Raw genomic sequence first — 26,442 nt, 5'->3', positions numbered from 1 at the left:
CGTGCGAAGATTCTGGGCGTGAGTGCCAATGACAGCCCCTCGGGCATGCCGACCAAGACGTACGACTCCGCCTTCCTGAAGGCGTGCCGACGTGAGCCGGTGCCGCACACACCGGTCTGGTTCATGAGGCAGGCGGGGCGCTCACTGCCCGAGTACCTCAAGGTGCGCGAGGGCACTCAGATGCTCGAGTCGTGCATGCAGCCCGAGCTGGTCACCGAGATCACGCTCCAGCCGGTGCGCCGGCACAAGGTTGACGCCGCGATCTACTTCAGCGACATCGTCGTACCGCTCAAGGCCATCGGCATCGACCTCGACATCAAGCCGGGCGTCGGCCCGGTCGTCGCCGAACCGATCCGCACCCGCGCGGACCTGGCGCGGCTGCGCGACCTCACCCCGGCGGACGTCTGGTACGTCACCGAGGCGATCGGGATGCTCACCGGCGAACTCGGCCCGACTCCGCTCATCGGTTTCGCCGGTGCGCCCTTCACTCTCGCCAGCTACCTCGTCGAGGGCGGTCCCTCGCGCAACCACGAGCACACCAAGGCGCTGATGTACGGCGACCCGCAGCTGTGGGCCGATCTGCTGGACCGCCTCGCCGAGATCACCTCCGCCTTCCTCAAGGTGCAGATCGAGGCGGGCGCGAGCGCCGTGCAGCTCTTCGACTCGTGGGTGGGCGCGCTGGCCCCCGCCGACTACCGGCGCTCGGTGATGCCGGCCTCGGCCAAGGTCTTCGACGCGGTGGCCTCGTACGGCGTCCCGCGCATCCACTTCGGCGTCGGCACCGGCGAACTCCTCGGCCTGATGGGCGAGGCGGGCGCGGATGTCGTCGGCGTCGACTGGCGGGTCCCGCTGGACGAGGCGGCCCGCCGGGTCGGCCCGGGCAAGGCGCTCCAGGGCAACCTCGACCCGGCGGTCCTCTTCTCCACGCAGGAGGCGGTGGAGACGAAGACCCGCGAGGTCCTGGACGCGGCGGCGGGCCTGGAGGGGTATGTCTTCAACCTGGGCCACGGGGTGCTGCCGACGACGGACCCGGACGCGCTGACGCGTCTGGTGGAGTACGTCCACACGCAGACCGAGCGCTAGACCCGCAGACCACGCGCCAGACCCGGGGGACCAGACCACGTGACACAGGAAGCCCCGACGCTTGCCCTGCCCCGCCTGGGGCAGGGACCGGCGCCGACGCACATATCCATGCCCGCGCCCAGGCGCGGGCGAATAGCCGCACTGGACGGCCTGCGACTGCTCGCCGCGCTGATGGTGGTGGCCTACCACTACCTGGCGCGCGGCGAGGGCTGGTCGGCATCCGGGCAAGCCAAGTTCCCCACCGCTTTCCCCTTCGCCGCGTACGGCTGGCTGGGCGTGGAGCTCTTCTTCCTCATCAGCGGCTTCGTCATCTGTATGAGCTGCTGGGGCCGGTCGGTGGGAGACTTCTTCGTGTCCCGCGTGACCCGCCTCTACCCGGCCTATTGGTTCGCGGTTCTCGCCACCACGGCGGTGCTGCTGCTCATACCCGGCGGCCAGAAGCCGCTGCCGTGGCCGGACGTCCTGACGAACCTGACCATGCTTCAGGAGCCGCTCGGGGTCCGCATGGTCGACGGCGTGTACTGGACCCTCTTCGCCGAACTCCGCTTCTATCTGCTGTTCGCAGTTGTGGCCTGGTGGGGTCTGACCTACCGGCGAGTCCTTGTCTTCTGCTGCGTGTGGGCGGTGGCGGGGATGGCCTTCAGCAAGTTCGGCGACGACGCCTTCCGGTTGATGGTCATGCCGAACCACTGCTGGTACTTCATCGCCGGAATGGCGTTCTACCTCATGTACCGGTTCCGGCCGACGCTGCTGCTCACAGGCATCGTCCTGGTGTGCTTCGGGGCGGCTGTGCCCGCCGCGCGCACGACCTGGAGCCGCACGCTCGGCTACTTCGACCACCCCATTCCCTTCTGGCCGGTCATCGCGGTCATGGCGACGTGCTTCGGGGTAATGGGCCTGGTCGCGGCCGGAAAGCTGTCGTGGATGACGTGGCGATGGCTGCCCTACGCGGGCGCTGCCACGTACCCGCTCTATCTGCTGCACCAGAACATCGGCTGGGAACTCATCAGGGTGCTCGAGCCTCGCGTACCGGCGTATGCGCTCGTCGGCCTGCTGGTCGGCGGAATGCTGCTGGCAGCCTGGCTGGTGCACCGGCTGATAGAGCGACCGCTGGCCCGGCCGCTGCGGCGCCGGCTCGACAGGGCGCTCGCCGACGCGAGGGACCTCGGCGAAAGCCACCCGCCGGCCTCCCGCTGAGCCTTGCTCCGCCCGACTCCTGTCCGCACGGGCGGGCCGCTGCCTCAGGTCCCGGCTTTTCGGATGCCTCAGGTCCCCGCCTTGCGGACCGCGGACACCGCCTTGCGCGCCGCCACCAGGACCGGGTCCCAGACCGGGGAGAACGGCGGGGCGTAGCCGAGGTCCAGGGACATCATCTGTTCCACCGTCATTCCGGCGGTCAGCGCCACCGCCGCGATGTCCACGCGCTTTGCCGCGCCCTCGCCGCCGACGATCTGGACGCCGAGCAGACGGCCCGTACGGCGTTCCGCGAGCATTTTCACCGTCATCACGGTGGCGCCGGGGTAGTAGCCGGCGCTGTTTGTCGACTCGATCGTGGTGGTGAGGTACCGCAGGCCCACCGCGCGGGCGTCCTTCTCGCGCAGGCCGGTGCGCGCGATCTCCAGGTCGCAGACCTTGCTGACGGCAGTGCCGACGACGCCCGGGAACGTTCCGTAATCCCCGCCCACGTTGGAGCCGATGATCTGGCCGTGCTTGTTCGCGTGCGTGCCCAGTGCGATATGGCGTTCGCGGCCCGAGACCAGGTCGAGGACCTCGACACAGTCGCCGCCCGCCCAGATGTTCTCGTGGCCGCGCACCCGCATCGCCAGATCGGTGAGCAGACCGCCGTACACGCCGAGCGGCAGGCCGGCGGCGCGGGCGAGCGTCGTCTCCGGCTCGACGCCGATGCCGAGGACCACCACATCCGCCGGGTACGAGGCGGACTCCGTGGTGACCGCCGACACCCGGCCGTCCTGGCCCGTGAGGACCTTGGTGACCGCCGCATCTGTCACCGTCGTGATGCCCAGACCGTCCATCGCCTTGTGGACCAGGCGGCCCATGTCCGGGTCGAGCGTGGCCATCGGCTGCTCGCCGCGGTTCAGGACGGTCACCTCGTAACCGTGTTTCAGCAGCGCCTCCGCCATCTCGACGCCGATGTAGCCGGCACCGACGACGACCGCGCGCCGGCCGCTCGTAGCGGCGAGAGTGTCCAGCAGGGCCTGGCCGTCGTCGAGGGTCTGCACCCCGTGGACGCCCGGTGCGTCGATGCCCGGCAGCGCGGGGCGGGTGGGACGCGCGCCGGTCGCGATGACCAGCTTGTCGAAGCCCGTCCACGAATCGGTGCCCGCTTCGAGGTCGCGGGTGCGCACGCGCTGCCCGGCGACGTCGATCTCCGTCACCTCCGTACGCATCCGCAGATCGATCCCGCGCTCGCGGTGCTCGGCGGGCGTACGGGCGATCAGATCGTCGCGCTCCGGCACATCACCGCCGACCCAGTACGGGATCCCGCACGCCGAGTACGAGCTGAAGTGCCCGCGCTCGAACGCGACGATCTCCAGCTCCTGCGGGCCCTTGAGCCTGCGTGCCTGCGATGCGGCGGACATGCCCGCCGCATCGCCCCCGATGACCACCAGCCGCTCCGTTGCCATGGAGAACACGCTACGGGGGAGCGGCGGTTCAGTCCTGGCCGGGCCCGTGCACGGGCAGGGGGGCCGGCTGTGCGGTCTCCGGCACGGGGCGCTTCGGCAGACGGGGCCGTATCGCCCAACGCCACAGGGCGTACAGCAGCGCGAACGCCGCGGCCCACGGAGCGACCGCCGCGATCGCGATCCCGATCCACAGCGCTGCCGTCACCAGGGCGTGCCAGCCGCCGCCGAGCGCGTCGAGGAAGCCGGGGCCGTCGTCCGGGGCCTGCTGTCCCTTGTTCTCGTTCTCGGAGAGCGACAGGGTGATGGTGGCCAGCGTCGTACGGTCCTTGAGCGCGGCCTGCTGGGCGAGCAGCGACTCCAACTGCGCCTCGCGGCTGCTCAGTTGCCCTTCCAGCGTGACCACGTCGCTGAGCTTGGTGGCCCGGTCCATCAGCGCCCGTACGCGGTTCACGCTGGCCCGCTGCGTCGCTATCCGGCTCTCCACGTCCACGACCTGGTCGGTCACGTCCTTGGCGTCGGCCTTGCGGGAGAGCAGCTTTCCGGCACCGGCCAGCTCGGCGAGGACCGCGTCGTACTTCTCCTGCGGGACGCGCAGGACGACGCGTGAGGTCACATGGGTGTCGTCGATCCGGTCGGTGCTCTCGTTGGCGATATGGCCGCCGGCGTTCACGGCCGTCCTGCGGGCGGCGGCGAGCGCCTTCGGGGCGTCCTTGACCTCCACGTCGAGCTCGGCCGTGCGGATGATGTGGGCCGGAGCCAGGGAGACCGGCTGCTTCGGCTGCGTTTGCCGGGCGCCGGAAGCCGACTCGTCGGCCTGGTAGCCGCCGCCCTTCGCGCCCTCCGCCGCGGGCTTCGCGGCCTTGTTGTCCTGGGTGGATCCGGCATCGGCCCCACTGCACCCCGCGAGGGTCAGCGAAGCGGTGAGAAACAGTGCCGCGACCGTACGACGTGCACGCATACAAGCCCCCCGGGACAATGCTGAGTGTTGCCGGTTCGACGTTCGAGGCCGTGCCGGAGGTTGCCCCTTTCCGGTCCCGAAGCGGTCACGGTCAGGACTCGTTACGGGTCTGAGAGAGTTGATCCATGAACGCGGACACACGTACGGGTCATGTCGTCGTCATCGGAGGCGGCATCGCCGGTCTCGCGGCCGCGCACCGGCTGATCGCCTCCGGTGTGCGCGTCACCCTCCTCGAGGCCACCGGCCGGCTGGGCGGCAAGCTGCAGGCCGGCGAGATCGAGGGCGCCCCCGTCGACCTCGGTGCCGAGTCGATGCTCGCCCGCCGCCCCGAAGCGGTCGAACTGGCCCGCGCGGTCGGTCTCGCCGACCGGCTCCGGCCGCCGGCCACCGCCTCCGCCTTCGTGTGGACACGGGACGCGCTGCGCCCGATGCCCAAGGGCCATGTGATGGGCGTGCCGAGCGACCCGGCGGCACTCGTGGGACTGCTCTCCGCCGAGGGCATCGCCCGTATCGAGCACGAACGCGACCTCGCACCTGTCGAGCTCGGTGACGATGTCGCCGTCGGCGAGTACGTCGCCGAACGCCTCGGCCGGGAGGTCGTCGACCGGCTGGTGGAACCGCTGCTCGGCGGGGTGTACGCGGGGGACGCGTACCGCATCTCGATGCGCGCCGCCGTCCCTCAGCTCTTCGAAGCGGCGAAGACCCACGACTCGCTGCTCGCCGCCGTACAGGACATCCAGGCGAAGGCCGCGCGGCAGCAGCCCGCCGGCCCGGTGTTCATGGGCATCGAAGGCGGCGTGGGGCAGCTGCCGGCCGCCGTCGCCGACGCCGTACGCGCGCAGGGCGGCGAGATCCTCATGGAGACGCCCGTCCTCGGTATGACCCGCAGCGCCGAAGGCTGGCAGATCCGCACCGACCAGCGCGTCATCGCCGCCGACAGCGTGGTGCTCGCGGCCCCCGCCTGGTCCTCGGCCGCGCTGCTGGCCGCCGAGTCACCGGCGGCCGCCGCGGAGCTCGGCCGGATGGAGTACGCCTCCATGGCCCTGGTCACCATGGCCTTCCGCCGCGCGGACCTGGCCGGGATGCCGCAGGGCAGCGGTTTCCTGGTGCCGCCCGTCGACGGCCGCACCATCAAGGCGTCCACCTTCTCCACCCGCAAGTGGGGTTGGGTCGACGAGAGTTCCGCCGACCTGTTCGTGCTGCGCACCTCCATCGGCCGGTACGGCGAGGAGGAGTATCTGCACCGCGAGGACGCCGAGCTCGTCGGCGTATCGCTGAACGACCTCGGTGAGGCGACCGGACTCGCAGCCCGGCCCGTGGCCACCGAGGTGACCCGGTGGATCGGCGGACTGCCGCAGTACCCGGTCGGGCATCTCGCGCGTGTCGCCCGGATCCGCGACGAGCTCGCCAAGCTGCCGGGCCTCAGGGTCTGCGGCGCGGCGTACGACGGCGTCGGCATCCCCGCCTGCATCGCCGGCGCACAGCGCGCGGCCGACGAGATCATCGCCACGTCCACCCTGGTGCGGGGCACTGGGGACGACGCGGGAGAATAGCCTCATGACTGCACCGGAAAAGATTCCCAACGCGGGGAAGAAGGCGAAGGACCTCAACGAGGTCGTCCGCTACACCCTGTGGTCCGTCTTCAGGCTGCGCGATCTCCTCCCCGAGAATCGCGCCGGCTACGCCGACGAGGTCCAGGAGCTGTTCGACCAGCTCGCCGCGAAGGACATCACCGTGCGTGGCACGTACGACGTGTCCGGTCTGCGTGCCGACGCGGACGTCATGATCTGGTGGCACGCGGAGACCGCGGACGAGCTCCAGGAGGCGTACAACCTCTTTCGGCGCACCAAGCTGGGCCGCGCGCTCGAGCCGGTCTGGTCGAACATGGCGCTGCACCGCCCCGCCGAGTTCAACAAGTCGCACATCCCGGCCTTCCTGGCGGACGAGACGCCGCGCGACTACGTGAGCGTCTACCCCTTCGTGCGCTCCTACGACTGGTACCTGCTGCCGGACGAGGACCGTCGCAGGATGCTCGCGGACCACGGCAAGATGGCCCGCGGCTTCCCCGACGTGCGCGCCAACACGGTCGCGTCGTTCTCGCTCGGTGACTACGAGTGGATCCTGGCCTTCGAGGCCGACGAGCTGTACCGCATCGTCGACCTGATGCGTCATCTGCGCGCCTCCGAGGCCCGGATGCACGTCCGCGAAGAGGTGCCGTTCTACACCGGCCGCCGCAAGTCCGTCGCCGAGCTGGTGGCCGGACTCGCCTGAAAGACATGGTGGCCGGGCCCGCACGGAGCGGGCCCGGCCATCCCCGACCCGGAAGATCAGACGGCGTGCGGCAGCCTGGGGCTCGCCGCCCTGCGGTCCAGCGACACCGGGTCCGGCTCCGGGTGCGGCGCGCACGAAGCGCGCCGCACCGGCGTCTTCCCGTGCAGCAGGTAGTCCTCCAGATAGCCGTTGACGCACTTGTTGTCGCCGCCGCCGATGCCGTGCGTACCGGCCTTCTCCTCCGTGATCAGCACCGAACCCTTGAGCCGCCGCGCCAGCTCAAGCGCTCCCTTGTACGGCGTCGCCGCGTCCCGCTGCGCCGCCAGGATCAGCACCGGAGGCAGCGCACCGCGCTGCGTACGCACCTCCAGCGGCTGTTGCCGCGGAGCCGGCCAGAAGGCGCACGGCAGATTCATCCAGGCGTTGTCCCAGGTCTCGAAGGGTGCCTTGCGCGCCAGCGCGCTGTTGTCGCGGTCCCACACCTTCCAGTCCGTCGGCCACGGAGCGTCGTTGCACTCGACGGCGGTGTAGACGGCCTGGCCGTTCTCCGCCTCCCGCGCTTCGGCCGCCTCCGGCGCCGCCTGGTCGATCAGCGGCTTCGCATTGCCCTTCAGATACTCGGACAGCGCGCCGGCGCGCCGCGTCCAGTAGCCGTCGTAGTAGCCGACCGCCAGGAACGCCGCGTGCAGTTCGCCGGGGCCGACCTTGCCGCCCGCCGGCTTTTCTGCCAGCCGGGCGCGCACCCGCTCGTAACTGCGCGCCACCGCCTCGGGTGTGGCACCCAGGTGGTACGTCTTGTCGTGCTTGGCGACCCAGGCGCGGAAGTCCGCCCAGCGGCTCTCGAAAGCGAACGACTGGTCGAGGTTGTTTCGGTACCAGATCTGCTCCGTGGCCGGGTTGACCGCCGAGTCGAAGACCATGCGGCGCACATGGGACGGGAAGAGGGTCGCGTACAGCGCGCCGAAGTAGGTGCCGTACGAGGCGCCCATGAAGGTCAGCTTCTGCTCCCCGAGCGCCGCCCGCAGCACCTCCAGGTCACGGGCGTTGTTGAGCGAGGTGTAGTGGCGCAGCGCCTGTCCCGCATTGCGCGCGCAGCCCTGCGCGTACGCCTTCGCCTGCGCGATCCGCTCCTGCTTGTACGAGGGGGAGGGCTGGACCGGTGCCGGGGTCGGCGCCTTGAGGAAGTCGGCCGGGGCGATGCAGGAGAGCGGCGCGGAGCGGCCGACACCGCGCGGGGAGTAGCCGACGATGTCGTAAGCGCGGGCGATGCCCTTCCACTCGGGGAGCGCGGCGGCCATCGGGAAGTACATGCTGGAGGCGCCGGGACCGCCGGGGTTGTAGATGAACGCGCCCTGGTACTCGGCCGGCTTGCCGGTCGCCTTCCCGCGGCTGACCGTCAGCTCGATCTGCCGGCCTGCGGGCTCGGCGTAGTCGAGCGGGACCTTCACCGTGCCGCACTGGATCGAATCGGGCAGCATCTCGGCTTCGGGGCAGCGTCCGAAGGCGATGCCCGTCGCGGCGGCGCGCGCGGCCGCGACGGCCGTGCCGTGCGACGCGGCGGAGGCGGTGGTGGCACCGTCGGCCGGAGCGACGACGAGAGCGGACAGAACCAAGGAACCGAGGCTTGTCACGGCCCCGTACTTCGCAACTGCTCTCATCGCGTTCCTTTCGTGCGCACGGCGGCCGGCGGCCACGGGACGAAAGGGATCCTTGGCGGGACGATTAACGATGTAAAGCACCGATGTCCGGTGTCGGGGTCAATGACTCCGATGCGCCGTACGGCCACCGGTGAGTGCCGCACGCAGGACCGGATCGTCGACGGCGCCGACACCGCGGACGGCGACCGCGGTCAGGAACGCGCGCTCGTCGCCGTCACTCTCGGGGGAGAGCGAGCCGAGCAGTCGCTGACCGGCGGGCGAGGCCCAGCGGGTGTACGGATGCACCTCGATCCGCGCAATGGCGAGACAGCCGACAGTGAGCAGCAGGGGCAGCGCGAACCAAGCGAGGACCGGGGCATCGGCGCCCTGCTCCTGAGGAAGCAGCAGCGTGGCGGCCGCCAGCGCCACGGTGAGGACGGTGGCGCCCTGCACACAGCGCACGGCGGAGGCGACGGGCGACCTGACGTTGTCGGGAACCGCGAGGCCGGCGCTGACGAGGCGGTCGGCCAGCGCCCGTACCGCGTCCGCGGCGGACGCAGCGGCTCGTACCGCCGCTGTCCGGGCCTGCCCCGCCGGCCCTATCGCGCCGATGACCGAGCGCTCCAGATCGTCCTCGCCCTCCGGGTCGACGACCGTGGCCCAGCCGGTGTGCGCGAGCAGCAGCCTGCGGCGGCGGTGCATGGAGACGAGGGTGAGTTCGGTGACCCGGTGCGGGCCGCCGGCCAGGAACGCGGCCTCGTACAGAGTCAGCGCCTGCTTCCGGCCGGGGCTCTCGGCGGCGGGGCGAGCGGCTTCGACGGCGGCGAGACAGAGCCGGGCGCAGCTGATGCCCGCCGCGGCCCATGCGACCAGCACGAACAGGACCGAGAACATGGCCGAGTTCTACGCGAGTTGTCCTCCCGTCCGCCATGGGCTGTTCACCATGTGGACCGGGAGTTATTCGTTCGTGACGCTGGGGCGTGGGCGGGAGACCGGGGGCGGCAGCGGGAAGAACGGGGTCGGTGTCGGCGTAGCGGGGCGGGCCGGCGGCGGTGTCGCGCCGCGGGCGGGCGGTGGCGGCCCGGTGGGGCTCGCGGTCGTCGTGGCGGCGTCGTCGGCGGCGATGGCGTCGTAGTCGACGAGGCCGGTTGCCTCAAGGACGTTGATGTGGTCGAGGACGGTGGTGTTGGCGTCGTCGGCCAGTTCGCGCACGAGTGTGTTGCGGGTGCTGTTGCGGATGTCGGCGACGAGGGAGAAGACCTTGCCGTGGGCCCGGCGCAGGATGTTCGCGAACTTGGTCTCGTACTCCTGGCCGCGCGCTTCGCTGAACTCCTGCAGCCAGCCCCGCTGCTGGGCCGTCGGCTGGCTGGGCAGCTCCATGGTGAGCCGCGCCGCGACCTCGCGGACGCGGGCGTCGAGATAGGTGTGGCCCTCGACGAGATGCTCGCCGGCCACTCTGACCGCAACGGTTGGGGCGCGGCCGACGGCCTGCTGGCCTGCGGGGAGTTCCCACAGGCCGGCAAGTCTGACGCGGACGATGAAGTCCCGGTCGGCGGCGGAGAGCGGGCCCCAGCGGGTGGGGACGGAACCTGCCCGGAGATTGGCGAGGCCGGTTCCGGAGCGGTCGTCGTACGACCAGATCGGGAAGAGAAGCGCGGCGATGGTCGCCGTCAGAGCGACGATGATCAGGCCGGTGCCGGTGAGGGAACGCATGCTGCCTCCTGCGTGCGGTCCAGCACGTTAGTCGGCTCGGGCGTGATCCCGTGGGCTGTTGGGTGAAGTGGGAGACATGAAGTACGAGAGGTGAAGTACGAGCCAGGGGCCGGTGCGGTTCAGGAACTGCTGCTGCCACCGCAGCTCGAGCCCCCGGACGAACCCCCGCAGCTGGAACCGCCCGAGGAACCGCCGCAGCTGGAACCGCCCGAGGAACCGCCGCAGCCGGAGCTGGAACCGCCACCGCAGCTCGAACCGCCACCGGAGGAGCCTGCGCAACTGGAGCTGCCACAGCCGGAACCCGGGCTCGATCCGGCGCACCACACGGCCACCGAGTCCGGGTACGAGGTGTACGAGTGGTCCGACGCCGAGTGGCTGCCTCGGACGCCCGCGGGGACTCGCGCCGCCGCGGTCAACTGCGCCTGGAGCGCGGGATCCGGCACGCCGCGCAGGCCGTGGATCGCGACCAGATGAGCCGGTGAGTACGCCTGGGCGTACTGAACCCGGTACGAGCGGAGCGCGTCCCGCCCGGCCGTACTGATCCGGCGCCGGGCGCGGCCCGCCATGATGAAGCCGATCACGATGCCCGCGATCAAGGCCGGCAGGACCAACGCGATGAACGGTGGCCCGGAGTCGACCGATTCGTCCGCGAGGAAGCTGACAATGGTGAGGGCGAAGGCGAGCGGCAGGGCCAGCACGCACAGGATGCCCTGGGTGAGACCCCACACGGCCGGACCCCGGTTCTGCCCGGGCGGCACCATCAGCCCGCGCGCGGCGAGGCCGTCGCCGATCGCCTGCACGCCGGGGCTGCGCATCACGGCGATCCGGAGTGTGTGCAGCGCGCCGGTCGGGGCGACGGCGAGTTCATCGAGTACCGCGCGCTCGACCGGGTCATGGGCGACCGGATTCCGTACGGCGACGATGCCCGGGCCGCCGATGGCGAGCCGGCCGTCCGCGTGCAGGGCGGCGAGCGCGGCGTCCACCACCCGGGCGGGGCCGCCGCTGAGGAAGGCGGCCTCGTAGGCGTCGTGGATACCGCCGCCGGCCGGGTGGCGGCGCTGGGCGGCGGACACCCGGATGATCAACGCGGCGGAGGAGGCGCCGACGGCGAGATAGACCAGCACAGCGAGCAGGGTCATTCCGCTCACCTCCTGACAAGAGCGGCACGGGCCGCGCGTACGAGACGGGTCGAGCGGCGCGGCGGATGCGGCGCGACGCGCTCCTCCCACCAGCGGGTCAGCAGGCGCCGGGCGTTGTCGTCCTCGGGCCGCCCGGCGACGAGGAGCTGCTCGGCGAAGTCGAGCGCGTCGCGGCGGTACCCGGCGCGCATGGGGCGGGACTTGGCGTACGCAAGGAACGCGGCGCGATAGCCCGCGCCGAGTATCTCCAGCAGCTCGGGCGCGACCTTGGCGACGACATCGGCCCGCTTGGCGGCGAGGGCGCGGCTCTGCACGCGCAGGCGCCGGGAGTCGAAGCCTTCGGGGGCGGGGGTGCCGGCGACGAGTGCGGAGAGAAGGGCGGCCTGGTCGAGGGCGACGCGCTCTCGTGGGGCAGGAGAGCTCCACCGACCCGTCTCGACCTGGCCGCGGGCTTCCGGCACCTCGTGGGCGCGGGCTTCCCCGCGCGGGCCGGAAGCCGTCGAGCGCCCCCCGTGCGGGCCCGGGGCCGCGGCTGCCGCCAACGTTGCGCGGATCGTCGTCAGTTCCGCCGAGAGCTCGGCCGCGGGCGGGAAGTCGTCGTCCCGCTCCAGCAGTACCCCCGGCGGGGACACCCTGGAGCGGAGCTCCGTCAGGACGTCCAGGACCGGCTGGGTCACCGGATGGGCGTGGGTGTCGTGCCAGACGCCGTCGCGTTCGATGCCGCCCGCGACATGGACGTACGCGATCGCCTCGACCGGCAGTTCGTCCAGCGCCGCCGACGGGTCCTCGCCGCGGTTGACGTGGTTCGTGTGGAGGTTGGCCACGTCGATCAGCAGGCGTACGCCCGTGCGCTCGACCAGTTCCGCGAGGAACTGGCCCTCGGTGAGCTCCTCGTCCGGCCAGGCGATCAGTGCCGCGATGTTCTCCAGAGCCAGCGGCACCGGCAGCGCGTCCTGCGCGATACGGACGTTCTCGCAGAGCACCTTCAGCGCGTCCCAGGTGCGCGGCACCGGCAGCAGATGGCCCGCTTCCAGCTGCGGCGAGGCAGTGAGCACGCCACCGGCCCGTACGAAGGCGATGTGCTCCGTGACCAGGGGCGCGCCGAGCGCCGTCGCCCGCTCCGCCAGGTCGGCGAGCCGCTGCTCGGACGGGCGGTCCGCGCCCCCGAGGCCCAGCGAGACGCCGTGCGGGATGACCTTGACGCCGCGCGAGCGCAGGCGGGTCAGGGCGGCGGGCAGATGGCCCGGGCAGATGTTCTCCGCGACAACCTCGACCCAGTCGACGCCTGGCAGTTCCTCCACCGTGTCCGCGATCTCCGGGCGCCAGCCGATGCCTATACCGAGTTCCATGAGTCCCCTCCCCCGTGCCGTGTGACGGTGCGTGCAGGGCCTATGGCCCCGCCGGACGGCGGTGAATCCAGAGGAGGGGACGTTCAGAGGTTGATTTGAGGTTCCGGCGGACCGGAGTTACCGACGGGTCACGGACGGTTGGTGTTGATCGCTGTCGGTGCTCCCGGCTGGGTGGACGGACGCGAGGTGAAGGACTGGTCCCCGCTCGGCGACACGGGTGCCGGCTGCGGCGGCAGGTTGCCGTTCGGCGGCGGCGGACCTGTCGGGCTGGCCGTCGCCGTGCCGGCCGCCTCGTTGGCGATGGCGTCGAAGTCGACGAATCCGGTCCCCTCCAGCATGGTGATGTGGTCCAGGACCGTCTGGTTCGCGTCGGTCGCCAGCTGCCGGATCAGGGTGTTCCGGGTGGTGTGCCGGACCTGGGCGATCAGTGCGAAGACCTTGCCGTGCGCGTTGCGCAGCAGGTTCGCGAACTTCCGCTCGTACTCCTCGCCGCTCGCCGCCGACAGCTCCTGCAGCCAGCCCTGCTGCAGCTCGTTCGGCTGGTTCGGCAGTTCGACGCCGAGCTTCGCCGCCACGTCGCGCGCCCGCTTGTCGAGGTCGGTGTGGCCGACGATGAGGTGGTCGCCCGCGTCCTTGATCGCCTTGGTCGGGGCGCGTTCGATTGCCTGCTGTCCTGCGGGCAGCTCCCAGAGTCCGGCCAGCCTGACCTTGATCAGGAAGTCTCGGTCCGTGGCCGTGAGCGGTCCCCACTGGGTCGAGACGGCCGCGGCGTTGAGATTGTCCTGGCCGGTGCCGGAACGGTCCGCGTACGACCACACGGGGAACGCCAGCGCGCCTACCGTGGCGACCAGGGCCGCGATGATGAGTGCTGTCCCGTTGATGCGCCGCAACAAAGTGCCTCCTGAGCCGATACGTTCCACGGCAGATCAACCGCCGGCTGAAACAGCGTTCAACCTACTTGGCGGTACACAGAGGTACGTAACGCGGGGCCCCAGTGTTCAGGCGCTCAGCGACGGATGGTCCGCGACCACCGTGCAGGAGCCCGGAGCGATCTCGGTGAAGCCCGCGTCGCGCACCACCGGCAGGCCGCTGACCGTGAGTTTCCGCCAGTGCGCGGGCTCCGCGGTGCGCACCGAGAACGGGAAGCCGGCCTCGCGCCACGCCTTGCGGTCCGCCTCCGACAGCTCCCACCAGGCGAGTTGGGCACCGTGGCCGGCCTGCGCCATCGCCTTGCCCGCCGACATGTCCAGATCCGGGCTCAGCCACAGCACCGGAGCGGTGAGATCGGGCGCGGCGGGCGGCTCGGGATCGTCGAGATCCGTGCCCGACACCTGGAGCTTGGCCAGCTCCTTCGGCCAGCCGTCCAGCGGGACGGGCGGGAAGACCCGTACCTCTGCGGTCCCGCTCGTCACGGTGATGCCCGGCAGCCCCGCGGCCTTGCGCCACTCGGCGCCGCGCGCCCGCCGAACCACCTTGCGGATCCGGGCGTCCTGCCAGTCCCGCATCGGCTGCGCCCACTCGCCGTCGCCCAGCGAACGCTCGTCGCTCAGGATGTCGAGCACGGCGCGGGCAGCGGACTCCAGCGCGTCGGTACGGGCCGGGGGTTCGGCCTTCTCGATGTGTACCACCAGCGGAAGGACGAACTGCGGGGCCTCGTCACGGGAGGTGATTTCGTGCCGAAAGGGACTGTCGGGGAGGGTTTCGTCGCTGCTCACACAGCCCAGTCTGCCAGCCGTTCCGGTCGGGATTATTGGCGGAACGGAGGCCTCCGGGCGACGATGCACGCCATGAAGAGCGATCTCTTTGCCTCGGAGAACATGGCGCAGCAGGCTTCCGTGCCCGGAATGAGTCTGCAGAACGCCAAATCGGTCAAGTACGCCGTCAACGGCGAGATGCACGCGCGGCAGGGATCAATGGTCGCCTTCCGCGGAAAGCTCCAGTTCGAGCGCAAGGGCCAGGGCATCGGCGGCATGCTCAAGCGCGCCATGACGGGCGAGGGCCTGCCGCTGATGGCGGTGCGTGGGGAGGGAGAGGCCTGGTTCGCGCACGAGGCCCAGAACTGCTTCATCGTCGATATCGAGCAGGGCGATGCGCTCACCGTCAACGGTCGCAACGTCCTCTGCTTCGACGCCTCCCTCTCGTACGAGATCAAGACCGTGAAGGGCGCCGGCATGGCCGGCGGCGGCATTTTCAACAGCGTCTTCACCGGTTACGGAAAGCTCGCCGTCGTCTGCGAGGGCAACCCCATCGTGATACCCGTCACGGCGCAGCAGCCTGTGTACGTCGACACGGACGCGGTCGTCGGCTGGAGTGCTCAGCTGCACACCTCACTGCACCGCTCGCAGTCGGTCGGCTCGATGATCCGAGGCGGCTCCGGCGAGGCCGTCCAGCTGATGCTCCAGGGCGAGGGATTCGTGATCGTACGGCCCAGCGAGCTCACGCCGCAGAAGGCGGCAGCGAACTGAAACTCCAAGGAGTCGGCCGCCGTTACGGCCTCGGCGGACCATGGGTGCTGCGCGGAGTTTCGCTCCGCGGCGCGGACGGCGAGAGTTAACCTCGTACGCATGGAGGAGCCGCACCAGCAGGACGAGCCGCAGGAGCCGTACTGCGAGACACCGGCGGCCGCGCCCCTGGCGGCCGGCGGGCCGCCCTTCGCCGAATGCGTGCTGTGCCGGAAGCCGACCGAGTACCCGGAGTCGGTGAGGGGCGCGACGCTCTGCCCCGTCTGCGAGTGGCAGGAGGCCCAGCGGACGGCCTGCTCGGGCTGAGATCAGGCCCGTGCGGTGATGATCAGGCCCGTGCGGCGATCGAGGACGGACAGGCCGTCGGACGGCCTCGGTCAACCATGCGCGTTCACGCACCCCGCATCAGGTCGGAGACCTTCACAAAGCGGTAGCCGCGCTTGCGCAGCTCCGGGACGATCTTGCGGACCGCCTGCTCCGTGACCGGCGCGGCGCTGCGCGTGCAGTGCATCACCACCAGCGACCCCGGCTGCACGCCCTTGAGTACCTGCTCGGCGACGGCGTCCCCGTCCGTCGCGAAGGCGTCGCCGCTCACGACGTCCCACTGGACTGCGGTCACCTTCGCCGGAGCCAGGGCTCGCAGGGCCGCGTCGTTGTAGCAGCCGCCGGGGAAGCGGAAGTACGGCACCACATTCCGGGCCCCGGCCTTCTTGAACGCGGCGAAGGCCCTGTCCACCTCGGCCGGCATGGCGTTCTTCGCGACCAGCGGCAGGCCGTAGCAGGGCGACTTGAAGGCGTAGTGGCTGTAGGAGTGGTTGGCGATTTCGAACAGCGGGTCGTTGCCGATCTCCTTCGCCTGATACGGGTACTCCTCGGCCCAGCGGCCGGTCATGAAGACCGTCGAAGGGACGTTGAGCCTCCGGAGCGAGGCGATCAGGGCGGGGTTGTCGAAACGCTCGCCACGCGCGGCCCGGGGCCCCTGGTCGGCGGTCATGTCGGCGTCGAAGGTGAGTGCGACGGTTTTCTCGGCCTTCGCGGCCGACTTGGGTGCGCGCTCGAAAACGGGCGTCAGGCCGCCGGGCCCGGGCGCAAGGGTCGGAGCCTTCCGCACCTTGTCCGTGAGCGGCTCCCCGGGCTCCCCGGGCTTTGCGGCCTTTGCGGAAGCGGCCGCGTCCGTTCTGCGGGGTGGGGGCTGGGCGGAACCGCCACCGTTGCCGCTGGAGCAGCCGACGAGCACGGCGCCCATCACGGCAGCGGTCATCATTCTTCGTACAAAAGTGATCACCGACGGAAACTATCTGATCAGTCGGACTGTAGGAGCGCACGGCGCACGCGCGTCAGGGTTACATCCCGTCAGAAGGCGGGCTCAGCCTCCCGTCCAGCCCAGCGGGTGGAGTTCGACCGGCCGCGAAGGGGCATCAGGTTCCCCGCCCGCCTCGCTGAACGCGGTGAGTGCCGCGATCAGCGCCGCGCGCTGCTCGGGGGCCAGGCGCTCGACGATCGACGCGATCTCCCGGCGGCGCCTGGCCATCACGACCTCGACGATGCGCACGCCCTCCGGCGTCAGCTGAAGCACCGTCTCACGCCGGTTGTCCTGATTGGTCTGCCGGTCCACCAGGCCGATGGCGATCAGCCGGTCCACCATGCGCATCGCGGTCGACGGGCTGACCGTGAGCCGCTCCGCGAGCAGCACGAGCTTCGCGGCGCCATGGGTGGACAGCACGACCAGCAGCCGGAACTGCGGGAGCGTCACCCGGTCCTCGACCGAGGCCAGGGATCGCGCGGACACGGCGACCAGCAGCCGGGACGCGGTCAGCACGGCTCGGGTCACCGCCTCCACGTCGTCCATCCCGCCGGCGGCAGCTGTCTGTTCGGTCATGGCCTCTTTCTATCCTGCTCCGCCCCGCTGGTGGGAGCGCTGTTGAACATCGCGGTCGCGCCCTGCGTACTTCCCCCTGCGTGCCGTGCCGACCGCCACAACCGGCTCCCGAACGCCAGGATCCTCGGCGTCGAGCCGGTAGCCACGGCAGGAGAGTCACAAGGTGCGCTGTTTCTCTTGCACTGTGCAATGATGCCCGAACGGAGGGCCCGTTGGATGCCGGGCCTCTGCTCGGGGGCGGCACTGGCACCGTGACGCAGCTCAACACCGTACGCCTGCCTGTCGGCCGGGTCCTCCGTGGCGAAGGCGTGGGTGCCGCTCTCCGAGGACCTTGTGCTCAGGAGGAACGACATGGCTGTGCCCCCCGCCGGCGTGCTCGCCGACATCGCCGACCTGCTTCATGACCTGCCCGCCGACCGGGGCGGTGCTCTGTGGCGCCTCTCCGAGGAAGGGCGGCAGCTGGACGCCAACATCATCCGCATGCTGCCCGCCGCCCGGGTCGCCGGCCATGTCGAACCGGATCTCGACGTGTTGCTGTGTGTGCTGAGCGGCAGCGGCCGACTGGAGACGGACACCGGTGCGCGGCAGGAGCTGGCGGCCGGGTGCGTCGCCTGGCTGCCGCGTGGCGTCCGTCGTGCGCTCTTCGCCGACGATGACGGACTGGTCTATGTGACGGTGCACTGCCGCCGTCCGGGTCTCGCCATCCGCAGCGCCGCCGTGGCGCAAGGCGGCGAAGCAGCATGTCTGCTCAACCGGATCTGTCCCGGCTGCGATCTTCCGGCCGAGGAGATCGGCGCACGTTACTGCAGCCGGTGCGGCAGCCGACTGCCGTCATGAAGGCCCCGAGGAAGCCTGATTGACGGTTCGTCAGGAAACTTCTTTTGCAACGGCGATGAGTACAACTCCCGCCCCATCCGTATCAAGGGTCGGACGCGTCCCCCCGGTTTCCGTCGGCAACCGGACTCCGCACCCCCCTACAGGAGGCGACGAGTTGAGTCACAGGCGAATACCCAAGCGCAAAGCCGTTCTTGCGGGAGCCGGAGCGGCGGGCATCGCCGCAGCGGCCATCCTGCTGCCCCACGCCAACGCCTCGCAGTCCGGTTCCGGTTCTGCGGCACCGTCGAACCCGAAGACGATGAGCGCCGCATCGGCGGCAGATCTCGTCTCAAGGCTGGCCCCGAAGCTCGGCGAAGCCTTCGGCGGGGCTTACTACGACGCCGCCAAGCAGCAGATCATCGTCAACGTTGTCGGCGACGACAGCAAGGTCGTCAACCAGATCAACAAGGCCGGCGCGGTGGCGAGGAGCGTCGAGAACAGCGCGGGCGAACTGAAGTCCGCCGCGAGCACACTGGCCGAGAAGGCCACCATCCCGGGAACGGCTTGGTCCGTAGACCCGAAGACCAACCAGATCCTTGTCACGGCGGACCGCACGGTCGCAGGTGAGAAGTGGAACAGACTCGAGTCGACTGTGAAGTCTCTGGGCGGCGGCATGGCCCGGATCCAGAAGTCGGCAGGAGAGTTCAAGCCCTTCGTCTCGGGCGGCGACGCCATCTTCGGCGGCGGCGCGCGCTGCTCGCTCGGCTTCAATGTGACCACCCAGGACGGTCAGCCCGGCTTCCTCACCGCGGGGCACTGCGGTGTCGCCGCCAAGCAGTGGTCCGCGGAACAGAACGGCGCGCCCATCGGCACTGTCCAGGCGGCCACGTTCCCGGGCGACGGCGACTTCTCCCTCGTCACGTACGACGACCCGGCGACCCAGGCCCCGAGCGAGGTCAACGTCGGTGGCGGGCAGACCGTGCAGATCAAGCAGGCCGCCGACGCGGCTGTCGGCCAGCAGGTGCTCCGTATGGGCAGCACCACCGGGCTGAAGGACGGTCAGGTCACCGGTCTGAACGCCACGGTGAACTACCCGGAGGGCACCGTCACGGGTCTCATCCAGACCAATGTCTGTGCGGAACCGGGCGACAGCGGAGGATCGCTCTTCACCCAGGACGGAAACGCGATCGGCCTCACCTCGGGCGGCAGCGGAGACTGCACCTCGGGCGGCGAGACGTTCTTCCAGCCTGTGACCACGGCGCTGGCCGCGGTGGGCGCCGAGATCGGCGCGGGCGGTGACGCGGGCGCCGGTAACGGTGACGCGGGCGCCGGTAATGCTGACGCGGGCGCCGGTAACGGTGACGCGGGCGCCGGTAATGCTGACGCGGGCGCCGGTAATGCTGACGCGGGCGCGGGCAACGGTGACGCGGGCGCCGGTAACGGTGACGCGGGCAACGCGGGTGGCGCCGACGCCGGTGCCGCAGGCAACGGCGGCGCGGCAGGCAACGGCGGCGCGGCAGGCAACGGCGGCGCCGCGGTCAACGGCGGCGCCGCGGTCAACGGCGGCGCCGCGGTCAACGGCGGGGCGCACAACGCCGGCTGACACCAACACCCGCAGGACAGCACGCGGCCCCGGGCATCGACCGATGCCCGGGGCCGGGCGTCATTCGGCCTCTTCGTCGGCAGCCGCGCAGTCGGCGGCCGTGCCGTCGAGTTCGGCCGTGTCCAGCGTGGCGGTCAGCGCGTCGAGGCCCGCGCGCAGTTCGCGGATCTGGTCCAGGGACATACCCGTCGCCGCCGCGATCCTGCGCGGTACGTCCAGTGCCTTCTCGCGCAGCGCGGCGCCCGCGGCGGTGGGGCGGGCGGTGACGGAGCGCTCGTCCTCGATGCTGCGCCTGCGCTCCACGTAACCCGCCGACTCCAGTCGCTTGAGCAGCGGTGACAGGGTGCCCGAGTCCAGGCGCAGATGCTCGCCGATCCGCTTCACCGGCAGCTCGCCGTGCTCCCAGAGCACCAGCATCACCAGATACTGCGGGTAGGTGAGGCCGAGGTCCTTGAGCGCGATCCGGTAGACGCCGTTGAAGGCCCGGGACGCGGCGTGCAGCGAGAAGCAGATCTGCTGGTCGAGGCGGAGGAAGTCCTCGTCCGGCACGGTTGTCAGCGTCGTCTTCTCCATGGAGCCAGGGTATACCTCACATCATTCAGTTGTGCACAACTGAATTGTGTGTCACTATCGTGTCAACGGTTCTCCACGGACGAAGAGGGATGCAACTCATGGACGCGCTCTACACCGCTGTCGCCACCGCCAACGGCCGCGAAGGCCGCGCTGTCAGCTCCGACGGACACATCGACCTGCCGCTCGCCTTCCCCCAGGCGCTGGGTGGCAACGGCCAGGGCACCAACCCCGAGCAGCTCTTCGCCGCCGGGTACGCCGCCTGCTTCGCCAGCGCCATGGGCGCCATCGGCCGTCAGGAGAAGATCGACGTCAAGGACGCCTCGGTGACCGCCGAGGTCAGCATCGGCAAGGACACCGACGGCGGCTTCGCCCTCTCCGTGATCATGCGGGTCGAGCTGCCCGACCACCTGCAGGGCGAGGCGGGCCGCGATCTGCTCGAGAAGACCCACGCCTACTGCCCGTACTCCAAGGCCACCCGCGGCAACCTGCCGGTCGAGCTCGTCATCGAGTAACGCCGGTCAGGCCGCCTCGAGCAGCCGCTTGCGGCACTCCTTCACATCGAAGCCGGCTTTGGGGTACTGCGGATCCAGTGCCTCGAGGTGCTCGAGCAGCAGCTTGCTGATCGCCCAGTTGCGGTACCACTTGCGGTCGGACGGTACGAGGTACCAAGGCGCCGCCTCCGTCGAGCAGCGCTTCAGGGCGATCCCGTACGCCTTCTGGTATTCCGGCCACAGCGCGCGGTCCTCGATGTCGCTGGGGCTGAACTTCCAGTGCTTCTCCGGATTGTCGAGGCGCGCCAGAAGGCGGCGGCGCTGCTCCTCGTAGCTGATGTGCAGGAACACCTTCACGACCGTGGTCCCCTTCTCGACGAGTTCCTCCTCGAAGTCGTTGATCTGGCGGTAGCGGCTGCCGAGATGGCGGCGCGGGACCAGTTCGTGGACGCGGGCGATCAGTACGTCCTCGTAGTGCGAGCGGTCGAAGATCCCGATCTCGCCGGGCACCGGCAGGGCCCTGACGATGCGCCAGAGAAATGGGTGGTTCCGCTCCTCGGGCGTCGGGGTCTTGAACGCCTTGATCCGGCAGCCTGCCGGGTTGAAGAGGCCGACGACATGCTTGAGCGTGCCGCCCTTGCCGCTGGTGTCCATGCCCTGGAGCACGAGGAGGAGCCGGCGGCGGTCGCCCGCGGTGCTCGCCGCGTAGAGACGCTCCTGGAGGGCGGCGAGCCGTTCACCCATCCGGGCGGTCGCCGCCAGTCCGGCGGCCTTGTCCGCAGGGCCGGCCGGGGTGGCTCCGGGGTCGTACGAGGAGAGGTCGACGGGTTCGCCCCCAGGGATCCGCAGCAGCTCACGGAGTTGAGTCGGCCGCTTCTGCCTCTTCCCCCTGTCCTTCGCCGTGCGCTCCTTCGCGTCCTTCCCTGCCTGCTTCTTCGCGGTCTTCTTCTCGTCCTTCTTGCCGTCCTTCTTGGCCACCGCGTGCCCCTTCCGGCTCCGGTCCGTTCCCTCGATCGTGCGACGGAATCCCGGCTCCCGCGAGCGTGGTGTGGTGGAAGAGCAGGTTCAGCGCGAATGCCGTGACAGCCGCGCTCGTGATACCGAAGCGATGGTCAGGTTGTGGCGCTGCCCCAGGTCGACCCGGCGCAGCGTATTGATGCCGACCATCGTGACCGTGGCGAAGAGCATGAGGCCCGCCGCGCCGACGACCGTTCCCGGCAGTGCCGCCACCGCCGCGCCCGTTTGAGACCGTGGGGCGGATGCGTTACGCATGTGTTGCGCCGCACCCGCCCCCGTCCGGGTGGCTCAGAGGATCAGCACCACGGCCCGGTGACCGCGAACGTCGTGCCGGGCGTATAGCAGTTGACGTACATGGTCTCCCCGTCCGGTGAGAAAGTGACGCCCGCGAACTCGCCCCATTCCGGCTCCTCGGACGTGCCACCCGCCGCGGCAGCGGCTGAGGTAAGTGCCTGAGCGTTGCGCGCCATCGGGTAGACCTCGCCGCGCTTCGTCAGCCCGTACACATGCTGCTTGCCCCCGCCGTCCTCGCACACCATCAGCCCGCCGCTGGGCGCGAGACAGATGTTGTCGGGAGATTCGCCGGGCAGCTGGATGTCCGTGCTCGGACCGAAGACGATCACCAGCGTGAGCCTGCGCCGGTGCGGCTCGTACCTCCACACCTGCCCGAAATGGTCTGCGGCCGAGCCCGCCTTGCTGACGGCGAAGCTGGAGACGAAGTAGACCGAGCTACCGCCCCAGTAGCAGCCCTCCAGCTTCTGGGCGTGTGTGATGCCCTTCGGGCCGAAGTCCTGCAGGCGGACCGGGGTCTCCTTCGCCTGGCTGTCCGGTACGGGCACCCACTCGATCCGGTCGAAGCTCGCGCCGGTCTCCTGGATCGCGGACAGGTCGGGCACCCCGGGCACCCGCATCGCCTCCAGCGTCCCGCCCGCGCGCAGCGAGCCCGTCCCGCCGAGCGGCTTGTTCGGCAGGAAGCGGTAGAAGAGCCCGAACGGCCGGTCGAAAGCGTCCTCCGTCTCGTACACGATCCCGCTCTTCGGATCGACGGCGATCGCCTCGTGCTGGAACCGGCCCATCGCGGTGAGCGGTACGGCTCCGGTACGGCGCGGATCGGCGCCGTCGACCTCGAAAATGAAGCCGTGGTCCTTGGTGTAGCCATTGGTGCCGGCTCTGTCCTCGGTCTCCTCGCAGGTGAGCCAGGTGCCCCACGGGGTGGGCCCGCCCGCGCAGTTGACGGCCGTGCCGGCGATGGCGACGCGCTCGGACAGCACATTGTTGCGGCTGTCCAGCTCAAGGGCCGTACAGCCGCCCTTGCCCATCGGGTCGTAGGTGAGGCCCTCGACGGCCGGGACAGCGATCTTGGCGGTGACGCGGTTCTCGTGGTTGCGCACCAGGTGGACGCGGCCGCGCCGGCCGGCGAAGGCCGACATGCCGTCGTGGTTGCTGGGAACCTTTCCCTCGCCCGAGCGCAGTGGATCTCCCTCGCGGGAGAGAACCTGGTAGCGGAAACCCTTTGGCAGATCGAGCAGCCCGGCCGGGTCGGGGACGAGCGGGCCGTACCCGCTGTGCCCGCGGGCGGCCGCGGTGCCCGCGAAGAGTTCGGAGAAAGCACCGGTGAAGGCGATCCCGGCGCTCAACGCACCGGTACGGGCCAGGACTTGACGTCGTGTTGCGGACATGGGGCAACTCCCTGCTGGCGGACAGGAGATGTGACCCGCACGTGTGTATCACGCAGTTCGGTGACACGAGAACCGTGCGGGCCACTATGCCTTTGTGCGTGGCTGTGCTTGTCCGCCGCGCCCCGGCCGGGTCAGGCGAGGGAAGCGCTGAGCGTGATCGTCGTACCCGTCAGGACCTGGCTCACCGGGCAGTTCTTCTTGGCGTCCTCGGCGGCCGCGGCGAAGGCGTCCGCGTCGAGACCGGGGACCTCGCCCTGCACCGTGAGGTGGATGCCGGTGATGCCCTCACCGGGTTGGAAGGTCACATCGGCCTTGGTCTCCAGCCGGGTCGGCGGGGTGCCGGCGCCGGTCAGACCGTGCGAGAGGGCCATGGAGAAGCAGCTGGAGTGGGCGGCCGCGATGAGCTCCTCGGGGCTGGTCCTGCCGTTGGCCTGCTCGGCGCGGGACGGCCAGTTGACCGGGTAGCTGCCTATGCCCGACGAGTCGAGGGTGACGGTGCCCGAGCCCTTGAGCAGCTCGCCTTCCCAGACCGTGTGCGCCGTACGCGTGGTGGCCATGATGGTTCCCCTTCTGCTGGCTACGAGGGCTTTCGGCCCCCAAAGCCCCAAACCTACTGCCCCACAAGTCCCTTCGCGTCCCGGGCCAGCGCGGTGAGCCGCGAGATTGCCCGGAAGTACTTCTTCCGATAGCCGCCGTTCAGCATCTCTTCGCTGAAGAGCCGGTCGAAGGGCATTCCCGAGGCGAGCACCGGCACCTCCCGGTCGTACAGCCGGTCGGCGAGTACGACCAGTCGCAGCGCCGTCGACTGGTCGGGGATGGGCCGGACATCGGTGAGGCAGACCGCGCGCAGACCGTCGGTGAGTGCCCCGTACCGGCTCGGGTGGACCTTCGCGAGGTGCTCGAGGAGATGCGGGAAGTCGTCCAGGGACGCGCCTTCGGTGGCGTACGCGGTCTTGGCGACCTGCTCGTCGGAGTACGGGGGAGGAGCCTCGGGCAGCCCGCGGTGACGGTAGTCCTCGCCGTCGATCCGCAGCGGCCGGAAGTGCGCGGAGAGCCCCTGGATCTCGCGGAGGAAGTCGGCGGCGGCGAACCGGCCCTCGCCGAGCTTGCCGGGCAGCGTGTTGGAGGTGGCCGCCAGCGCGACGCCCGCGTCGACGAGCTTTCCGAGCAGCGTCGATACGAGGACGGTGTCGCCCGGGTCGTCGAGTTCGAATTCGTCGATGCAGAGCAGCCGGTGCCCGCTCAGTGTCTGCACGGTCTGCTGGAAGCCGAGCGCGCCCACCAGGTTCGTCAGCTCCACAAAGGTGCCGAACGCCTTGAGTGACGTGTCCGCCGGGGTGGCGTGCCAGAGGGAGGCCAGCAGATGGGTCTTGCCCACGCCGTAGCCGCCGTCGAGATAGACGCCGCGCGGCCCGGTGGGGGTCGCGGGCTTCTTGCTGAACCACTTGCGCTTGGCGGCGCCGCTCGCGTGTGCCCCGCCGAGGCCCGCCGCGAAGGAGCTCAGGACCGTGACCGCCTCGGTCTGGCTGGGCTGGTTCGGGTCGGGGACGTAGGTGTCGAAGCGCACCGAGTCGAAGCGCGGCGGCGGCACCATCTCGGCGACCAGGCGGTCGGCGGGTACGCGCGGCTCGCGGGCGCACAGGGACAGTGGGGCCGCTTCGGTTATGGGGCTTGTCGACACAGTTCCCAACTGTAAGGGCCGTGCCAGACTGCTCAGCATGCGACGCCTGTTCCCTGTGACCGATCAGACAGCCGCCGTGGACCGCGAGTGGTCCCTGGACGAGCTGGCCGACGCCTATGGGTATCCGGACGGGGGCGGGCCCTGGCTGCGGGCGAACATGGTCTCCACGCTGGACGGGGCGGCCCAGCACGAGGGCCGCTCCCAGCCGATCTCCTCCGACACGGACATGCGGATCTTCGGCACCCTGCGGGGTCTCGCCGACGCGGTCGTGGTCGGCGCGGAAACGGTACGCCTTGAGGGCTACCGCCCCGCCCGTGCCCGCGAGGCCTTCGCCGAGCGCCGGGCCGCGGCCGGCCAGGGTCCCGCCCCCGCCATCGCCGTGGTCAGCGCCTCGCTCGACCTGGACTTCTCGCTTCCGCTGTTCGCCGAGCCGCTCGTTCCGACGCTGCTGCTGACGGGGGCCGCGGCGCCCCCGGACCGTATCCGGGAGGCGGAGAAGGCGGGCGCGGAGGTGGTGATCGCCGGGGACGGCCCCGGGGTGGAGCCGCCCAGGGCGGTACGGGCGCTCGCCGAGCGGGGACTGGTCCGGCTGCTCACCGAGGGCGGGCCACGGATGCTGGGCCAGTTCGTGGCGGCCGGGGCGCTGGACGAGCTGTGTCTGAGCCTGTCGCCGACACTGACGGCGGGGGACGCGCAACGGATCGCGGGCGGACCGGCGCTGGCTGTTCCGGAGAGGTTCGCCCTGGCATCGGTACTGGAGGAGGCAGGGTTCCTTTTCACCCGCTACCGTCGCATCTGACAATCGGCGGAATTTACCGTTCCGGTTAGTTGCCGCGAGGCACACTTACTCTCGCAGACCCCGTGCGGGCACGGGGAAGGATGGTTTCCGCAGAAGGGCTCCTGACGTGTTCACAAGCGTATTGATGATCGAGAAGCCCCTGACCTCCGAGGACGTTGAATTCGTCACCACTCTGCACGGGGAGGAGAACATCTCCTTCATCGTGCTGATGCAGCCCCGAGGCGATCAGGCCGATCTCCTGCTGCGTGCCATCGACGACGTGGCACTCGGCGAACTGAAGGAGGCGGTCCGCGAAGGCGACGAGCCCGAGGGAATGGATGCCAAGGGCCCCGCCGAGCTCGCCCTGGAGCACTCGCTCGGGGCGCTCCGGGCGGCGGGCTGCGAGGCCGTCGGCCAGGTCGTCGAGGACCATCCGCTGGACAAGCTGAAGTCCGTGGTGGACGAATCGGGCGCCGACGAGGTGATCGTGCTGACCGCGCCGCACTATGTGGAGGAGTTCTTCCACCGGGACTGGGCCTCCCGGGCCCGCCACAAGGTCGGCGTCCCCGTGCTCAAGCTCTTCGCGCACAGCGAATAGGCTGGAGCCCCGCACGTACTCGCACGCACTCGCACAGCGTTACGTGTACATCTCTACTCGTACATCTTGG

28 protein-coding genes are annotated in these 26,442 nt (G+C 70.3%); 11 read left to right on the top strand and 17 right to left on the bottom strand.

The window, feature by feature from the left end; all coding sequences use genetic code 11:
- The first annotated feature begins 18 nt into the window (after positions 1 to 18).
- On the top strand, positions 19 to 1,083 hold the full coding sequence (gene hemE, locus AB0D12_RS32735; RefSeq protein WP_362691026.1) for a uroporphyrinogen decarboxylase: 1,065 nt from the start codon (positions 19 to 21) through the stop codon (positions 1,081 to 1,083).
- 39 nt (positions 1,084 to 1,122) lie between these two features.
- Positions 1,123 to 2,280, top strand: coding sequence for an acyltransferase (locus AB0D12_RS32730; RefSeq protein ID WP_362691024.1), 1,158 nt, complete (start codon positions 1,123 to 1,125; stop codon positions 2,278 to 2,280).
- A 68-nt stretch (positions 2,281 to 2,348) separates the two neighbouring features.
- Here AB0D12_RS32730 and AB0D12_RS32725 read toward each other — a convergent pair whose 3' ends face one another.
- Entirely contained in the window at positions 2,349 to 3,728 is a 1,380-nt protein-coding gene (locus tag AB0D12_RS32725) for an FAD-dependent oxidoreductase (RefSeq protein ID WP_362691021.1), read from the bottom strand.
- Between the two features lie 28 nt (positions 3,729 to 3,756).
- A complete protein-coding gene (locus AB0D12_RS32720) occupies positions 3,757 to 4,686 on the bottom strand; it encodes a DUF4349 domain-containing protein (RefSeq protein WP_362691018.1) in 930 nt (309 codons plus the stop codon).
- A 125-nt stretch (positions 4,687 to 4,811) separates the two neighbouring features.
- Between AB0D12_RS32720 and hemG the strand changes: the two genes are divergently transcribed.
- Both hemG and hemQ read left to right on the top strand, forming a co-directional pair.
- Entirely contained in the window at positions 4,812 to 6,239 is a 1,428-nt protein-coding gene (hemG, locus tag AB0D12_RS32715) for a protoporphyrinogen oxidase (RefSeq protein ID WP_362691015.1), read from the top strand.
- A gap of 4 nt (positions 6,240 to 6,243) precedes the next feature.
- Positions 6,244 to 6,957 carry a hydrogen peroxide-dependent heme synthase gene (hemQ, locus tag AB0D12_RS32710; protein WP_362691012.1) on the top strand — a complete coding sequence of 238 codons (714 nt, stop codon included), beginning with the start codon at positions 6,244 to 6,246 and terminating at the stop codon, positions 6,955 to 6,957.
- A 56-nt stretch (positions 6,958 to 7,013) separates the two neighbouring features.
- Here the strand turns inward: hemQ and AB0D12_RS32705 are convergent, their stop codons facing one another.
- The 7 genes from AB0D12_RS32705 to AB0D12_RS32675 all read right to left on the bottom strand — a co-directional run bounded on the left by AB0D12_RS32705 (position 7,014) and on the right by AB0D12_RS32675 (position 14,510).
- Positions 7,014 to 8,615: an alpha/beta hydrolase gene (locus AB0D12_RS32705; protein WP_362691009.1), complete on the bottom strand. Its 1,602-nt coding sequence runs from the start codon at positions 8,613 to 8,615 to the stop codon at positions 7,014 to 7,016.
- 99 nt (positions 8,616 to 8,714) lie between these two features.
- On the bottom strand, positions 8,715 to 9,488 hold the full coding sequence (locus tag AB0D12_RS32700) for a TIGR04222 domain-containing membrane protein (protein ID WP_362691006.1): 774 nt from the start codon (positions 9,486 to 9,488) through the stop codon (positions 8,715 to 8,717).
- 63 nt (positions 9,489 to 9,551) lie between these two features.
- The gene (locus tag AB0D12_RS32695; RefSeq protein ID WP_362691003.1) at positions 9,552 to 10,307 is read right to left on the bottom strand and encodes a DUF4142 domain-containing protein; all 756 of its coding nucleotides are present in this window, start codon (positions 10,305 to 10,307) and stop codon (positions 9,552 to 9,554) included.
- 119 nt (positions 10,308 to 10,426) lie between these two features.
- On the bottom strand, positions 10,427 to 11,446 hold the full coding sequence (locus tag AB0D12_RS32690; protein WP_362691000.1) for a TIGR04222 domain-containing membrane protein: 1,020 nt from the start codon (positions 11,444 to 11,446) through the stop codon (positions 10,427 to 10,429).
- 5 nt (positions 11,447 to 11,451) lie between these two features.
- Positions 11,452 to 12,795 carry a DUF692 domain-containing protein gene (locus AB0D12_RS32685; RefSeq protein ID WP_362690997.1) on the bottom strand — a complete coding sequence of 448 codons (1,344 nt, stop codon included), beginning with the start codon at positions 12,793 to 12,795 and terminating at the stop codon, positions 11,452 to 11,454.
- Between the two features lie 128 nt (positions 12,796 to 12,923).
- Positions 12,924 to 13,685, bottom strand: coding sequence for a DUF4142 domain-containing protein (locus tag AB0D12_RS32680; RefSeq protein ID WP_362690994.1), 762 nt, complete (start codon positions 13,683 to 13,685; stop codon positions 12,924 to 12,926).
- Between the two features lie 108 nt (positions 13,686 to 13,793).
- On the bottom strand, positions 13,794 to 14,510 hold the full coding sequence (locus AB0D12_RS32675) for a peptidyl-tRNA hydrolase (protein WP_362690991.1): 717 nt from the start codon (positions 14,508 to 14,510) through the stop codon (positions 13,794 to 13,796).
- 72 nt (positions 14,511 to 14,582) lie between these two features.
- On the opposite strand from AB0D12_RS32675, the gene AB0D12_RS32670 reads away from it, so the two are divergent.
- Both AB0D12_RS32670 and AB0D12_RS32665 read left to right on the top strand, forming a co-directional pair.
- Complete coding sequence (locus AB0D12_RS32670) at positions 14,583 to 15,260, top strand: AIM24 family protein (protein WP_362690988.1); 678 nt, start codon at positions 14,583 to 14,585, stop codon at positions 15,258 to 15,260.
- A 99-nt stretch (positions 15,261 to 15,359) separates the two neighbouring features.
- Positions 15,360 to 15,563 carry a hypothetical protein gene (locus AB0D12_RS32665; RefSeq protein WP_362690985.1) on the top strand — a complete coding sequence of 68 codons (204 nt, stop codon included), beginning with the start codon at positions 15,360 to 15,362 and terminating at the stop codon, positions 15,561 to 15,563.
- 85 nt (positions 15,564 to 15,648) lie between these two features.
- Here the strand turns inward: AB0D12_RS32665 and AB0D12_RS32660 are convergent, their stop codons facing one another.
- Together AB0D12_RS32660 and AB0D12_RS32655 are read right to left on the bottom strand one after the other, a co-directional pair.
- Positions 15,649 to 16,521, bottom strand: coding sequence for a polysaccharide deacetylase family protein (locus tag AB0D12_RS32660; protein ID WP_362690982.1), 873 nt, complete (start codon positions 16,519 to 16,521; stop codon positions 15,649 to 15,651).
- A 102-nt stretch (positions 16,522 to 16,623) separates the two neighbouring features.
- The gene (locus AB0D12_RS32655) at positions 16,624 to 17,136 is read right to left on the bottom strand and encodes a MarR family transcriptional regulator (protein ID WP_362690979.1); all 513 of its coding nucleotides are present in this window, start codon (positions 17,134 to 17,136) and stop codon (positions 16,624 to 16,626) included.
- Positions 17,137 to 17,487: 351 nt separating this feature from the next.
- Between AB0D12_RS32655 and AB0D12_RS32650 the strand changes: the two genes are divergently transcribed.
- A complete protein-coding gene (locus tag AB0D12_RS32650; RefSeq protein WP_362690976.1) occupies positions 17,488 to 17,973 on the top strand; it encodes a cupin domain-containing protein in 486 nt (161 codons plus the stop codon).
- 154 nt (positions 17,974 to 18,127) lie between these two features.
- Complete coding sequence (locus AB0D12_RS32645) at positions 18,128 to 19,555, top strand: S1 family peptidase (protein WP_362690973.1); 1,428 nt, start codon at positions 18,128 to 18,130, stop codon at positions 19,553 to 19,555.
- Positions 19,556 to 19,615: 60 nt separating this feature from the next.
- On the opposite strand, the gene AB0D12_RS32640 is transcribed toward AB0D12_RS32645, so the two are convergent.
- Positions 19,616 to 20,128, bottom strand: a complete 513-nt coding sequence (locus AB0D12_RS32640; RefSeq protein WP_362690970.1) for a MarR family transcriptional regulator — start codon at positions 20,126 to 20,128, stop codon at positions 19,616 to 19,618.
- Between the two features lie 98 nt (positions 20,129 to 20,226).
- Here AB0D12_RS32640 and AB0D12_RS32635 point away from each other — a divergent pair, with 98 nt between their 5' ends.
- The gene (locus AB0D12_RS32635; protein WP_362690967.1) at positions 20,227 to 20,640 is read left to right on the top strand and encodes an organic hydroperoxide resistance protein; all 414 of its coding nucleotides are present in this window, start codon (positions 20,227 to 20,229) and stop codon (positions 20,638 to 20,640) included.
- Positions 20,641 to 20,646: 6 nt separating this feature from the next.
- Here AB0D12_RS32635 and AB0D12_RS32630 read toward each other — a convergent pair whose 3' ends face one another.
- From AB0D12_RS32630 to zapE, 5 genes are all read right to left on the bottom strand, one after another.
- Complete coding sequence (locus AB0D12_RS32630) at positions 20,647 to 21,597, bottom strand: PPK2 family polyphosphate kinase (RefSeq protein ID WP_362690964.1); 951 nt, start codon at positions 21,595 to 21,597, stop codon at positions 20,647 to 20,649.
- An 87-nt stretch (positions 21,598 to 21,684) separates the two neighbouring features.
- Positions 21,685 to 21,891 (bottom strand): solute carrier family 23 protein, encoded by a 207-nt coding sequence (locus tag AB0D12_RS32625; RefSeq protein ID WP_362690961.1) that lies wholly within the window; start codon positions 21,889 to 21,891, stop codon positions 21,685 to 21,687.
- Positions 21,892 to 21,932: 41 nt separating this feature from the next.
- Positions 21,933 to 23,315, bottom strand: coding sequence for an alkaline phosphatase PhoX (locus tag AB0D12_RS32620; RefSeq protein WP_362690958.1), 1,383 nt, complete (start codon positions 23,313 to 23,315; stop codon positions 21,933 to 21,935).
- Between the two features lie 131 nt (positions 23,316 to 23,446).
- Entirely contained in the window at positions 23,447 to 23,872 is a 426-nt protein-coding gene (locus AB0D12_RS32615; RefSeq protein ID WP_362690955.1) for an OsmC family peroxiredoxin, read from the bottom strand.
- 53 nt (positions 23,873 to 23,925) lie between these two features.
- On the bottom strand, positions 23,926 to 25,035 hold the full coding sequence (gene zapE, locus AB0D12_RS32610; protein ID WP_362690952.1) for a cell division protein ZapE: 1,110 nt from the start codon (positions 25,033 to 25,035) through the stop codon (positions 23,926 to 23,928).
- On the opposite strand from zapE, the gene AB0D12_RS32605 reads away from it, so the two are divergent.
- Complete coding sequence (locus tag AB0D12_RS32605; RefSeq protein ID WP_362690949.1) at positions 25,034 to 25,795, top strand: pyrimidine reductase family protein; 762 nt, start codon at positions 25,034 to 25,036, stop codon at positions 25,793 to 25,795. The two genes, zapE and AB0D12_RS32605, sit on opposite strands and share 2 nt — an antisense overlap.
- Positions 25,796 to 25,901: 106 nt before the next feature.
- A complete protein-coding gene (locus AB0D12_RS32600) occupies positions 25,902 to 26,372 on the top strand; it encodes an indole-3-glycerol phosphate synthase (protein WP_362690946.1) in 471 nt (156 codons plus the stop codon).
- The last annotated feature ends 70 nt before the right edge of the window (positions 26,373 to 26,442 follow it).

This window comes from Streptomyces sp. NPDC048479, assembly GCF_040651435.1.
GTDB lineage: Bacteria > Actinomycetota > Actinomycetes > Streptomycetales > Streptomycetaceae > Streptomyces.
This window is presented reverse-complemented; position numbering and strand designations above follow the sequence as displayed.

Bases quoted from the DNA above. Each gene is read 5' to 3' on its own strand.
- AB0D12_RS32725 (WP_362691021.1), bottom strand. From the start codon at position 3,728: ATGGCAACGGAGCGGCTGGTGGTCATCGGGGGCGATGCGGCGGGCATG.
- AB0D12_RS32720 (WP_362691018.1), bottom strand. From the start codon at position 4,686: ATGCGTGCACGTCGTACGGTCGCGGCACTGTTTCTCACCGCTTCGCTG.
- hemG (WP_362691015.1), top strand. From the start codon at position 4,812: ATGAACGCGGACACACGTACGGGTCATGTCGTCGTCATCGGAGGCGGC.
- hemQ (WP_362691012.1), top strand. From the start codon at position 6,244: ATGACTGCACCGGAAAAGATTCCCAACGCGGGGAAGAAGGCGAAGGAC.
- AB0D12_RS32705 (WP_362691009.1), bottom strand. From the start codon at position 8,615: ATGAGAGCAGTTGCGAAGTACGGGGCCGTGACAAGCCTCGGTTCCTTG.
- AB0D12_RS32700 (WP_362691006.1), bottom strand. From the start codon at position 9,488: ATGTTCTCGGTCCTGTTCGTGCTGGTCGCATGGGCCGCGGCGGGCATC.
- AB0D12_RS32695 (WP_362691003.1), bottom strand. From the start codon at position 10,307: ATGCGTTCCCTCACCGGCACCGGCCTGATCATCGTCGCTCTGACGGCG.
- AB0D12_RS32690 (WP_362691000.1), bottom strand. From the start codon at position 11,446: ATGACCCTGCTCGCTGTGCTGGTCTATCTCGCCGTCGGCGCCTCCTCC.
- AB0D12_RS32685 (WP_362690997.1), bottom strand. From the start codon at position 12,795: ATGGAACTCGGTATAGGCATCGGCTGGCGCCCGGAGATCGCGGACACG.
- AB0D12_RS32670 (WP_362690988.1), top strand. From the start codon at position 14,583: ATGAAGAGCGATCTCTTTGCCTCGGAGAACATGGCGCAGCAGGCTTCC.
- AB0D12_RS32665 (WP_362690985.1), top strand. From the start codon at position 15,360: ATGGAGGAGCCGCACCAGCAGGACGAGCCGCAGGAGCCGTACTGCGAG.
- AB0D12_RS32660 (WP_362690982.1), bottom strand. From the start codon at position 16,521: ATGATGACCGCTGCCGTGATGGGCGCCGTGCTCGTCGGCTGCTCCAGC.
- AB0D12_RS32655 (WP_362690979.1), bottom strand. From the start codon at position 17,136: ATGACCGAACAGACAGCTGCCGCCGGCGGGATGGACGACGTGGAGGCG.
- AB0D12_RS32650 (WP_362690976.1), top strand. From the start codon at position 17,488: ATGGCTGTGCCCCCCGCCGGCGTGCTCGCCGACATCGCCGACCTGCTT.
- AB0D12_RS32640 (WP_362690970.1), bottom strand. From the start codon at position 20,128: ATGGAGAAGACGACGCTGACAACCGTGCCGGACGAGGACTTCCTCCGC.
- AB0D12_RS32635 (WP_362690967.1), top strand. From the start codon at position 20,227: ATGGACGCGCTCTACACCGCTGTCGCCACCGCCAACGGCCGCGAAGGC.
- AB0D12_RS32625 (WP_362690961.1), bottom strand. From the start codon at position 21,891: ATGCGTAACGCATCCGCCCCACGGTCTCAAACGGGCGCGGCGGTGGCG.
- AB0D12_RS32620 (WP_362690958.1), bottom strand. From the start codon at position 23,315: ATGTCCGCAACACGACGTCAAGTCCTGGCCCGTACCGGTGCGTTGAGC.
- AB0D12_RS32615 (WP_362690955.1), bottom strand. From the start codon at position 23,872: ATGGCCACCACGCGTACGGCGCACACGGTCTGGGAAGGCGAGCTGCTC.
- AB0D12_RS32605 (WP_362690949.1), top strand. From the start codon at position 25,034: ATGCGACGCCTGTTCCCTGTGACCGATCAGACAGCCGCCGTGGACCGC.
- zapE (WP_362690952.1), bottom strand. From the start codon at position 25,035: ATGCTGAGCAGTCTGGCACGGCCCTTACAGTTGGGAACTGTGTCGACA.